Source organism: Candidatus Avelusimicrobium faecicola, assembly GCA_900540405.1.
Lineage (GTDB): Bacteria > Elusimicrobiota > Elusimicrobia > Elusimicrobiales > Elusimicrobiaceae > Avelusimicrobium > Avelusimicrobium faecicola.
The window spans coordinates 1-11,349 of the sequence record UQFW01000047.1 but is presented as its reverse complement, the minus strand read 5'-3'; the positions used below and the strand labels follow the sequence as shown (position 1 = coordinate 11,349).

Genomic DNA, 11,349 nt, shown 5'->3' with positions numbered 1-11,349 from the left:
TTTCCATGTGCCGGTGGTGGCCTCGTTAAGCGTAATTGTGGGAATTTTGGCGCTGTCTGTTTTAGCCAGCAAGGTGTTTCCGCCTAAAGAAGCCTAAACGGGGTGGACAAACACGCTTGGATTTAATAAAATATAAAGACAAAATTTAATTCAGTTATAAGGAAGGGAATTATGGCGTATAAATGTGCAGTGTGTGGCAAAGCCCCGGTTTCCGGCGGCTCTTACAGCCACTCTAACATGAGAACAAAAAGAAGCTTCAAGCCCAACTTGCAAAAACAAAAAGTGATGTTGGACGGCAAAGCACAGACTGCGTATGTTTGCACCGTCTGCATCAAAAGCGGCCGTGCGACCAGACCCACCAAATAAGTCAGCACTTTTTGCATTCAATCAGCCCGTGCTTTTAAGCTAGTGCGGGCTTTTTTTGTTAAATAAGGGGCGGGAATTGATTAAATTTTCCAACTTACAGTTGTTCGGTGCGGTGCTGTTATTGGCACAGCCCGTTTTTGCGGCACAGGCCATTGAGGAAGAAGTAGACCCCAACGGCCCGTGGATGGTTTGTGAAGTAGCCGTAGAGGGCTTGCGCAATATCTCTAAACGCACAGTCACCAAAGCAGGCAGTGCCAAAAAAGGCGCCCTGTACGAGCGCTACTCCGTATCGGAAGATATTAACGATATTTCCGCCTTAGGCAATTTTGATAAGGTGGAAGTGGATATTTCCCGCATCAAAGGCACCAAAAAAGACAAGCAGTTTTTCCAGCCGTATCCGTGCCACCGCCTGACGTATATTGTGACGGAAAAACCCATTTTTGACCGCCTGACTTACCAGGGCCGCAAGCATTTGGGCAAAGGGGCCATTACCCAAGCCATGACGCTTAAACTCAAGGACCCGTTCAACCAAGCCAAGTTGGATGCGGACCTGGCCCGTATTCAAGCAAAATATGCCGAAAAGGGCTATGTAAACGCGCAAATTAAATATGAATTAACCCGGGTAGAAAAAGAAAACACCGTAGAAGTAAAGTTAATTATAGACGAAGGCCCCCGCACCCGCGTAGAAGCGGTCAATATCAACGGCCTTCACGAAATTCCCCTTAAAAAACTGCTTGCCAAAGCCTCCAACAAGCCGGGCAAAGTTTACAAACCGCAAAACTTACAGCGCGATTATGTAAAAATGATGCTCTACGGCCGCAACAAAGGCTATGCCCAGTTTATGATGACGGAGCCGAAACTGGATTACAACGCGGATAAATCGTTAGTATCCGTTTCTTATGACGTCACCGAAGGCCCTAAGGTGGATTTCGGTACCACCGCGTTTGAGGGCAGTACCGTTTTTTCCGACGCGGAATTAAAAGAAAAAATCTATTACCGCACCGGCAAATTATACAACCAAAAAGATTTTGAAGACACCGTTTCCGCCATTCAGGAAGCCTATGCCGATAAAGGCTACCTGCAAGCCCGCGTGCAACCCCGCTACGACGTACAGAACGGGCTGCTCAACATTTCGTTTGATATTTCCGAAGGCGGCATTTTTTACATAGATAATGTGGATGTTTCCGGCTATGGGAAAACCAAAAAATACGTTTTTACGCGGGAACTTTCCATTCACCCCGGGGATTTGTATGACGCGGCCAAAATACGCCGCAGCCAAACCAAAATAATGAACCTGGGATTTATTAATGATGTGCAAGTGGACCTCCAACCCACGGCAGACCCCCAAAAAGTGGATTTGGGCTTTAACGTAGTGGAAGGCCGCCCGGGGATGTTCCAGGCGGGGTTAGCCATGTCCTCCATGGACGGCTTATACGGGGAAGTTTCCGTCAACCATTTGAACTTTTTGAACCGCGCGCAACGCCTTTCCCTGCGCACCATGTTCGGTAAAGAAATTTTGGATTACACCGTCAGCTGGTATACGCCGTGGATTTACGAAAAACCCACCTCTTTGGGGGTGGATGCGTTCAACACCCGCCGCTACCGCTCTTTCGTTACGGAAAACCAAGCCTATACCGAAAAGCGCATCGGCGGCCGCGTAAAAGTAGGCCCGCGCTTTAATGATGACATCTACCAGCTTTCATTCGGCTACTCGTTTGAAAATGTAGATATTTACGATATTGACCCCAAATACATGTACGCCCCCGGTAAAAAGCCGGGTGAATATATTGAAAAAGGCAAAACCAATATATCCACGTTCAGCGCGGATGCGGCCATTGATACCCGCGATAATATGTGGGACCCCACCCGCGGTTGGCGCAACTCCCTGGGCGTGGCGCTTGCTGGCGGGCCGATTGGCGGCGACCTGGATTTGTGGTATTTTAACGCCCGCTCCATTTTCAACCATACGGTGCTGAACGTGGGGGGCAACTACCCCATTGTGTTTGTGCTTTCCAACAAATTCGGCTCCGTACAGCCGTATGGGCGCACCAAATACGTTCCCCCTTATGAAAAATTCTTCTTGGGCGGGGCGGACACCGTCCGCGGGTATGAACGCGCGGGCGAAATCGGCCCGGTGTACGGTGGCGATATGTATTATGTAATGAACGCGGAACTGCGCTTCCCGATTGCGCGCGAAGGGCGCCGCAACATGGCCCAGTTTGCCTTCTTTTTTGATATGGGCAACTCTTGGGACCATTTTGATGATATTGACTTTAGTTTGGGACCGAACGAAAACCAATTCAAAGCCGGGGTGGGTGTAGGCTTGCGCTTTACAACCCCCGCCCTGCCGATTCGTATTGATTGGGGCTATGGCTTGAACCACGCCAAAGGGCAAGACAAATCCCACTTCTATTTCAATATGTCTAATATGATGTAAGGACGGACTATGCGTAAAATTTTTTGCCTGTTGGGTGTGTTGGTATGGGGCGGCGTATTACACGCCGCCGACCTGGATTTAACCCCCGAGGAAGCCGCGGTGGTGGCGGCCATTAAGGCAAAAAATAACGCAAGCGCGCCGGACGAAACCATTAAATTGCCGGAAACCACCAAACAGCAGGCGTTTGCGGAACACGAACAAGAATCCGCCCAACCCGCAGCAGGTCCAGTGCCAAGTTCCGCCGCACCGCAGATTTCTGCCGCGCCGCAGGAGCCCGCCGCTACTGCGCCTACGCAACCGGAAATCCCATTCCAAACCCAACGGCTGGCCGTGGAACCTGTAGAGAAAAAGCCCCAACAAGCCGCACCGGATACCCCAGCGACGGCCCCCCTGTCCGTTGCCTTGCCTGCCGAACAACCTGATGCAACGGACGAGCCGGAAGATTTATCCAAATATCAAAACAAATGTTTAACGGTAGCATTTATTGATATTGATGAGGCATTTAGCAAACACCCGCGCACGGTGGCCGTTAAGGAGCAAATCCGGCTGAAAATTTTAGCCAAAGAGCAAGAGGTGCAAAGCGCGCGCCAGATTATAGATACGCTTACGCTGGAAAACTCCCGCTTGGCGGAGCGCCTCAACCAGTTAAAACCGTTTTATGAGCGCATTGTGGTTGCCCCGCAGGAACTGGCCCCCAAAATTAAAGAAGAAGCGGACTCTTTAACCTTGGAAAACTTACTCAACCGCCTGTTATTTTCCGGGGCGGAGCTGATTACCGCCTCGCCGCTAAGCACCCCGCAGGAGTTGGACGATATTTCCGCCCGTATAGCGGCAAACCAAAAAATCATTGCAGAGCGCGGCTTTTTTATTGATAATTATAAGTATGCCACGCGCGAAGAAATTTTGAAACTGGAAGAAAAAGAAGTAAAAGCCATTTTGAAAGATATTTACACCGAAATAAAATCGTTCGCCAAAAAAAGAAATATCGGCGCCGTGGTGCGCAAAGACGAGATTTTATACGGAGAAAAGCCGGTAAACGTGACTAAAGATTTTGTAAACCGGCTGAAAAAATCCAAAAAGTACCGCAAAAAATAACGCGGCCGAGAGGGACTATGAACTTAACATTAAAAGATGCCGCCCGTATCGCCCAGTGCGAACTGGCCGGAGATGAAAACCTTGTCCTGCACGAATTGTGCGCCTTGGACGACCCAAAGCCGGACGGCCTTTGCTATTTAACCCAGCTGGAAAAGCCGGAAGCCCTGGCGGACTTAAAAGCCGGTTGCGTGATTTTGCCGATTAGCGCCAAAGGGCAGGAACTGCCCTATAAAGGGGCGGTTTTATATGCCCAAAATCCGGAATGGGCGTTCATCCTTTTATTAAAATACATAGATTCCCAGCGCGTTAAATATACGCCGGGGATTCACCCGTCCGCCGTCATCAGCCCCAAAGCCACGTTAGGGGCCAACGTGACGGTAGGCGCCCACAGCGTGGTGGAAGACGGCGCCGTCATTGGCGATAACACCGTCATTTACCCCCAATGCTACATCGGGCAAAATGTAAAAATCGGCAAAAACTGCCTGATTTACCCGCAAGTGGTCATCCGCGAAGACTGCATTTTGAAAGATTTTGTTATTTTGCAAGCCGGCGCTAAAATCGGCTCCGATGGCTTTGGATTTACCTTCCACGAAGGCCGCCACCAAAAAATCCCGCAAATCGGTAATGTGGTTATAGAGTCGGACGTGGAAATTCAATCCAACACCTGCATAGACCGCGCGAAAATTTCCAGCACCACCATTGGGGCCAACACCAAAATTGATAACCTGGTGCAAATCGGCCACAATGTGCATGTGGGCATGAGCAGTATTATGTGCGCGCAAGTGGGTGTAGCCGGCACTACCGAGATTGGCAACGGCGTTATTTTAGCCGGGCAGGTGGGGTTAGCCGGACACATGAAAATCGGCGACCGCGTACAAGTAGGCGCCCAATCCGGCGTTGTCGGCAGTATTCCGGCCGGGCAAACCTACTTCGGCTATCCGGCCATGCCGCAAAAAGAAGCGTTCCGCCAGGTAGCTATTCTGCGCAAACTGCCGGAAATGTATACGGAATTCAAAAAACTTAAAAAACAAATGGACGAAGCCAAAAAACTGTCTTGGTTCGGCAAACTTAAAAAATGGATGGGCCAATAATTTATGAGAAAAACCCTTCAAAAACCCGCTATTGTGCAGGGGATTGGTTTACACACGGGGGTTCCCTCCGTGCTGACGTTCAAACCGGCCGATAACGGCATTTCTTTCTTACGCACCGATATTCCCGGTGCCCAACCGATAGCCGCGCTGGCCGCTAATGTCAGCTCCACCCTGCGCGGCACAAACTTGAAAAACGCCACCGCCGAAGTATGGACGGTAGAACACGTTTTATCGGCCCTGCACGCCTTGGGCGTGACGGACGCGTTGGTGGAAATGGACGGCCCGGAACCGCCGGTGACCGACGGCTCCGCCGCCGTGTATGCCAAAGAAATCCTGGCCGCCGGCTTAAAAGAGTTGGGCACAACCCGCCCGCAACTGAAAGTAAACCGCAAAATTACTTATTCCAGCGGCAACATTTCTTACTGTGCCGAACCGGCCGACAAGCTGACGTTCTCTTTTGAATACATCCACAAGCACCCCTTGGTGGGCCGCCAAACTTTCACGGTGGATTTCACGCCGCAAGCGTACTTAAAAGAAATCGCCCCGGCGCGCACCTTTGGGTTTGAAGAAGAACTGGCTTTCTTAAAACAGCACGGTTTAGCCAAAGGCGGCACGTTGGAAAACGCCGTCATTATCGGCAAAGATAAATACATCAACGAACGCCGCTTCCCGGATGAATTAGTGCGCCACAAACTGCTGGACATGATAGGAGATTTAAGCCTGACCGGGCGCGACTTGCCCCCCTTAAAAATTACTTGTTCCTGCGGCGGGCACAAACACAATGTGATATTTGCTAAACTGTTATTAGACAATTCGGAGGACAAATGAGCGAAAGACGTGAAACGCTTAAAAACTACTTGACCCTTCCCGTTATTAAAACGTTGGACAAGCAAGCGATTGAACACAACATTCCCCACCGGGAGCCTTTCCTGTTGGTGGATGAAGTGCGTGTATTGGAAGAAAAAAAGAAATATATTGGAGTCCGGCGCGTCCGCGCGGACGAATACTATTTTAAGGGCCACTTCCCGCAAAAGCCCATTATGCCGGGGGTACTGGTAGTAGAAAGTATTTCCCAGGCGTTTGGCGGCGCCATTATGGGTTATATTACCCAGGGCGGCGGCGGTTTGCCCTTATTTTTAAGCATTGATGAGGCCAAATTCCGCGGGATGGTTGTTCCCGGCGATTTGTTGGAAATGCCCATAGAAATCATCCGCTTCGGTAAAATTTCAAAAATTTACGCGGAGGCTTATGTCAACGGCAAGCTCTGTACGCAGGCCAGCCTGACATTCATTTTAGGAGAAACCCCCCATGCCTAACATTCACCCCACTGCTATTATTGACCCCTCGGCCAAAATAGACCCCTCTACCCATATTGGCCCGTATTCTATTATCGGCGCCAATGTAGTAATCGGTAAAGAAAACCAAATCGGCCCGTACTGCGTGATAGAAAATACCACCATGGGTGACAAAAACCGCATTATTGCCAGTGCCTTTATCGGCGTGGCGCCGCAAGATTTGTCTTATAAGGGCGAAGATACCCGCGTAGTCATGGGGGACGGCAACCAAATCCGGGAATGTGTCACCATTCACCGCTCCACCAAATTGGACATCCCCACCTCTATCGGCAACAACTGCCTGCTGATGGCTAACTCCCATGTGGCGCACGACTGCCACCTGGGCAACAACATTATTGTAGCCAACTGCACCGGTATTGCCGGGCATGTAATTGTGGAAGACCGGGTGGTTATGTCCGGCATGGTAGGCGTACACCAATTTGTGCGCGTGGGCACTATGGCTATGCTTTCCGGCGGAGCCATGGTACCGCTGGATATTCCCCCCTATTGTATTGCCCAGGGCGAACGCGCCCGCTTGGTGGGCTTAAACATTGTGGGTATGCGCCGCGCCGGGCTGTCGCGCGAAACGATTATGCAAATCCGCCAGGCATTTAAGTTTTTATTCCGCAGCAACAAACGCCTGGAAGACGCCCTGACGGAACTGGAAGCCACCCACCCTTGCAAAGAAGTGCAGCACATGATTGACTTTTGCCGCACCTCTCCGCGCGGCATTACCGCGGCCAAACGCAAAGTCAACGAAGCCGATAATGACTAACAAATTGGGAATCATCGCGGGCGAAGGCAAAATGCCCCTTTACATTGCCGCCAAAGCGGCACAAAAGGGGTATGAGGTCTTTATTGCCGGGGTAAAAGGCAACGCCCGCGAGGATGATTTCCGCCAAATTCCTTGCGTTTTCAAGACGTTAAGGCTCGGGCAAATGGGCGCGTGCATGGAGTTCTTCAAAGCGCACGGCGTACAGCAAATTTTAATGGCCGGGCGGGTACAGCACACGTCCATTTTTGCCAACCTACTGCCGGATTTACGCGGGGCCAAATTTTTGGCTTCCCTTAAAAATATGGGCACCAAATACCTGCTTTCCCGCGTGATAGAGGAATTCCATAAAGAAGGGCTGGAATTTACCCATTCTGCCCTGTTTTTGGAAGATTTTATGCCCAAACAAGGCGTTTTAAGCCGCCGCCAACCCACCGAAGACGAATTAAAAACCGTTCAATTTGGGTTAAAAATTGCCAAAGCGGTGGCCGCGCTGGACATTGGCCTTACCTGCGTGGTCAGCCAAAACGCCACGATTGCGGTGGAAGGCATGGAAGGCACCGACCAATGTATTTTGCGGGCGGGCGAGTTATACAAAAAATCGGCCGAAAAAGACGTACCCGTAGCCGTTGTAAAAGTGGCCCGGCCGGACCAAGACGCACGGTTTGATTTGCCCGTGGTAGGCAAAGGCACGCTGGAAAGCGCCCACAAGGCGGGGTTCCATATTGTAGCCTTTGAGGCCGGCAAAACGCTCGTGTTGGATTTGGAAGACGTTATAAAACTGGCCGATAAATACAAAATTTGTTTCCTGGCCGTATAAAATGGGCCCGATTTGAAAAAGACCCCGGTTTTGCCGGGGCCTTTTCATTTTATCCGCCTTGCCGGGCCACACGGCCCAACACCCCGCGCGTTTAAGCCCCCGCACTGCCCGGCCCAAAATCCCGCGCACCGGGGCCGCCATAGGGCGCGCTTCCCTGCTATAAAGGGCTTTTCCCCCGCCAAGGCTTTCCAAACGTCCGTTTATTTGATAGTATTTAATAGGATACTTCCCCCTTGAAACGGGAGAAGATTTTGCCGTATTTTAATGATTAAGAGGAAAAAAATGACCAAAAGAACACCCATTATTGCCGGAAACTGGAAAATGCACAACACGCTGGCGGAATCTGCCGCGTTAATCAAAGGACTTACCGAAAATTTTGAAAATAAACAAAATGCCGAAATTATTGTTGCTCCGTCTTATACTTCTTTGGCTAAAGTAGCCGAACTTTGCAAAGGCACCGCCATTAAGGTAGCCGCCCAAGACGTGCATTGGGAAGACAAAGGCGCTTTCACGAGCGCGGTTTCCCCCGTGCAGGCCAAAGATGCCGGCGCCACCCACACCATTATCGGCCATAGCGAACGCCGCAGTGTATTTGGCGATACGGACGAAATTTTGAACAAAAAAGTAGCCGCCGCCTTGCGCCACGGCTTAACCGTCATCTTCTGCGTAGGCGAAACTTTGGCCCAGCGCGAAGCCGGCGAAACCTTACAAGTCATTGAAGCCCAACTGAAAAACGGCTTAAAAGATTTCACCGCCGAACAATTAAAAGGCCTGGTTATTGCCTACGAACCCGTTTGGGCCATTGGTACGGGCAAAACCGCCACGCCGGAACAAGCGCAGGAAGTACACGCCGCTATCCGCCAGTATTTAGCCGCCGCTTATGGGAATGATTTTGCCCAAGCCACCCGCATTTTGTACGGCGGCAGCGTGAAAGATTCCAACGTGGACGAAATTATGGCTAAAGAAGACGTGGACGGCGCTTTAGTGGGCGGCCAGTCTTTAATCGCGGAAAAATTCCGCCGCATTATTAACTTTAACTAAGCCGGAGGCTTTTATGAACCTTGCCAAAGTAATTGACCATACCTTATTAAAACCCACCGCTACCCGCGAACAGATTGAAACTTTATGCCGCGAAGCGGCCGAACACGGCTTTTGCAGTGTATGCGTAAACCCGTATTGGGTTCCTTTAGCGGCCAAAATGCTCAAAGGCACCGGGGTTAAAACCTGCACCGTGATTGGGTTTCCGTTGGGGGCCAACACCACTGAGGTAAAGGTTTTTGAAGCCAAAACCGCGCTGGAAAACGGCGCCGACGAATTGGATATGGTTATCAATATCGGCGCGTTAAAAAGCAAAGATTACGACACCGTCCTCCAAGACATCCGCGCCCTGCGGGCCTTGGGGGACAACTTTGTCCTAAAAGTTATCATTGAAACCAGTGAGCTGACGGACGAAGAAAAAGTAAAAGCCTGTGAACTGGCCGCCGAGGCCAAGGCGGATTTTGTAAAAACCTCCACCGGCTTTACCAAAGGTGGGGCTACCGTGCATGATGTGGCCTTAATGAAAAAATCCATTCCGGCCGGCATGCAGGTAAAAGCCTCGGGCGGCGTACGCACCCGGGAAGATGCCGAAGCTATGCTAGCGGCCGGCGCCACCCGTTTAGGGGCCAGCAGCGGCATTAAAATTGTAGAGGGAAAATGATTCAAAATTGGGATATTGTTTCTCGGATTGACCCGCAAACTAAAAGTCTGCTTTATGCGCTAGTAATAGACGGCACGGAACATGACGCCCGGCTGATTGCCAAAAAATTGGCCGGGTATGCGCAAGCTCCTACGGCCGCCGTGGCGCCGTTTGTGTATCAATTTGAATTGCCCAGCGATATGGACGAAGGAACCCTGGACAAAATCCGTACAGCCGTGACGGAAGGCATATCCCAAACCAACAAAGTAAACCAATTTGTTCCCGGCGGCGTATTGGGCGAACCCCTGTTTAACCAAGACGTGACCAAAGAGGACAAAGATTTCCCCACTTTTATTACCTTAGACCCTTCCGAAAGTTTTTTCAGCCCCTCCGGAGCCGGGGACGTGGCCAACCGCGACGCCATTGGCCGGGGCTCTATTGATTTAGATGTACCCGCCGGACTTGACCTGCAAAAACAGGTCGTCAGCACCCAATCGGAAGCGTTGCCGGAAGAACTGGCCAAATTGGCCGCCAAACACCAGCCCAACGCCGCAACTGTTCCGCCCGCTCCGGCCGAAAAAGCACCCGCCGAAGAAATACACGCGCCCCAAGTGCCCGCCACCGCAGAGCCCGCACAAGGGCCCGCCGTTCCGGCGGCAGAAACACCCGCGCCGGAGGTTTCGGCCCCTGCCGAAGAAGGCAACCCGATAAACGACAAAGATATGCTGATTAAGGACATGGAAGGCACGTTGCTGGACCAAATGCCCTTGGACGACATTTTTGAAGCCAAAACCAAATACGATATGTTTTTGGATTTGAACGACCCGAAAGCCAATCAGCAAGCCAATGCCGGGCGGGATGCCAAACTGGGCGACTTGGCGGACGGCAAAGACAGTTTAGAAGAAACTTTCAACATTTTTGAACAGAAAATAAAAGACGAAACCTGCTTTATGGATTTGGATGCGCAAGGCCACATTACCACGCGCGCCGCGGGAGCCGCAACGCCGGAAAAAGCACCCGCCGCGCAAGTGTCCGTTCCCCCGGCCGAAGATAAAAAGCCGGAAGAGCCCGCCGCACAAGCCGCGGTGCCGCCCATCCAAACCGCCCCGCAGGAGCCGTCTGTCCCGGTTTCCAAACCGCAAGCGCCGGAGGAGGATTCCTTAAAAATACAAATCCGCGCGCCGCAACCGCAAACGGCGCAAGAAACCCCGGCCGACGTGCAAGAGGCCCCCGGGAATGACACGTTCCGTTTAAGCAATCACGACGGCACCATTAACCCTGCGGCAAGCGGTATGCCGGATGTTGCGGCACCGCAAACGGCCCCGCAACCCGAAGAAGAAAACTCCGTGCAAATGCCGGAAGAACTGAAAATTTTGGACACGATTGCCCCGGTTTCCGGGGTCAGTGTCCGCCATTTTGACGCGACGGAACACCAACCCGCAAACCCGGATACCGATTTACCCGAAATTACCATCCGCGAGCGGGTGGACGTATTAGAAAAAACATTCAATTTAGAAACAACCATTAATAAAGAAACGCTCCAGCGGACTTTTCAGCAAACGCTGGATACAGAAACGCCGGAGCTGGCGCACCCGCTCCGCACCGAAACAACGGCCATGCGGGAAATGCGCGAACGCCAGGAAGCGCTGTTGCGCGAGGGCGTAGCGCCCGAAGTGCCGCAAGTTGCGCCCAAAGTGCAACAGGCTGAGCCTCAAGCGCCGCAAATGGCGCAAGCTGTGCCCGAAGTGCCGCAAAT

Annotated in this window: 11 protein-coding genes; all 11 read left to right on the top strand. The window is 51.6% G+C overall.

Annotation, left to right across the window (positions count from 1 at the left end):
• The first annotated feature begins 171 nt into the window (after positions 1-171).
• A complete protein-coding gene (gene rpmB / locus ACQY18_RS05350) occupies positions 172-366 on the top strand; it encodes a 50S ribosomal protein L28 (protein ID WP_176777992.1) in 195 nt (64 codons plus the stop codon).
• A 76-nt stretch (positions 367-442) separates the two neighbouring features.
• Positions 443-2,803: an outer membrane protein assembly factor BamA gene (gene bamA, locus ACQY18_RS05345; RefSeq protein WP_428039123.1), complete on the top strand. Its 2,361-nt coding sequence runs from the start codon at positions 443-445 to the stop codon at positions 2,801-2,803.
• A 9-nt stretch (positions 2,804-2,812) separates the two neighbouring features.
• Positions 2,813-3,898 carry a hypothetical protein gene (locus ACQY18_RS05340; protein ID WP_428039122.1) on the top strand — a complete coding sequence of 362 codons (1,086 nt, stop codon included), beginning with the start codon at positions 2,813-2,815 and terminating at the stop codon, positions 3,896-3,898.
• 17 nt (positions 3,899-3,915) lie between these two features.
• Entirely contained in the window at positions 3,916-4,989 is a 1,074-nt protein-coding gene (lpxD, locus tag ACQY18_RS05335; protein WP_428039121.1) for a UDP-3-O-(3-hydroxymyristoyl)glucosamine N-acyltransferase, read from the top strand.
• Positions 4,990-4,992: 3 nt separating this feature from the next.
• Entirely contained in the window at positions 4,993-5,817 is an 825-nt protein-coding gene (gene lpxC, locus ACQY18_RS05330) for a UDP-3-O-acyl-N-acetylglucosamine deacetylase (protein ID WP_428039120.1), read from the top strand.
• Entirely contained in the window at positions 5,814-6,305 is a 492-nt protein-coding gene (gene fabZ / locus ACQY18_RS05325) for a 3-hydroxyacyl-ACP dehydratase FabZ (protein WP_176777997.1), read from the top strand. The genes lpxC and fabZ overlap by 4 nt, the downstream gene beginning before the upstream one ends.
• Positions 6,298-7,098: an acyl-ACP--UDP-N-acetylglucosamine O-acyltransferase gene (lpxA, locus tag ACQY18_RS05320; protein WP_428039119.1), complete on the top strand. Its 801-nt coding sequence runs from the start codon at positions 6,298-6,300 to the stop codon at positions 7,096-7,098. Before fabZ ends, lpxA begins: the two co-directional genes overlap by 8 nt.
• Positions 7,091-7,915 carry an LpxI family protein gene (locus ACQY18_RS05315; protein ID WP_428039118.1) on the top strand — a complete coding sequence of 275 codons (825 nt, stop codon included), beginning with the start codon at positions 7,091-7,093 and terminating at the stop codon, positions 7,913-7,915. Before lpxA ends, ACQY18_RS05315 begins: the two co-directional genes overlap by 8 nt.
• 282 nt (positions 7,916-8,197) lie before the next feature.
• On the top strand, positions 8,198-8,956 hold the full coding sequence (gene tpiA / locus ACQY18_RS05310) for a triose-phosphate isomerase (protein ID WP_428039117.1): 759 nt from the start codon (positions 8,198-8,200) through the stop codon (positions 8,954-8,956).
• Positions 8,957-8,969: 13 nt separating this feature from the next.
• The gene (gene deoC, locus ACQY18_RS05305; RefSeq protein WP_428039116.1) at positions 8,970-9,614 is read left to right on the top strand and encodes a deoxyribose-phosphate aldolase; all 645 of its coding nucleotides are present in this window, start codon (positions 8,970-8,972) and stop codon (positions 9,612-9,614) included.
• The coding region (locus tag ACQY18_RS05300; RefSeq protein WP_428039115.1) for a hypothetical protein at positions 9,611-11,349 on the top strand (1,739 nt) is incomplete at its 3' end. The genes deoC and ACQY18_RS05300, both read left to right, overlap by 4 nt.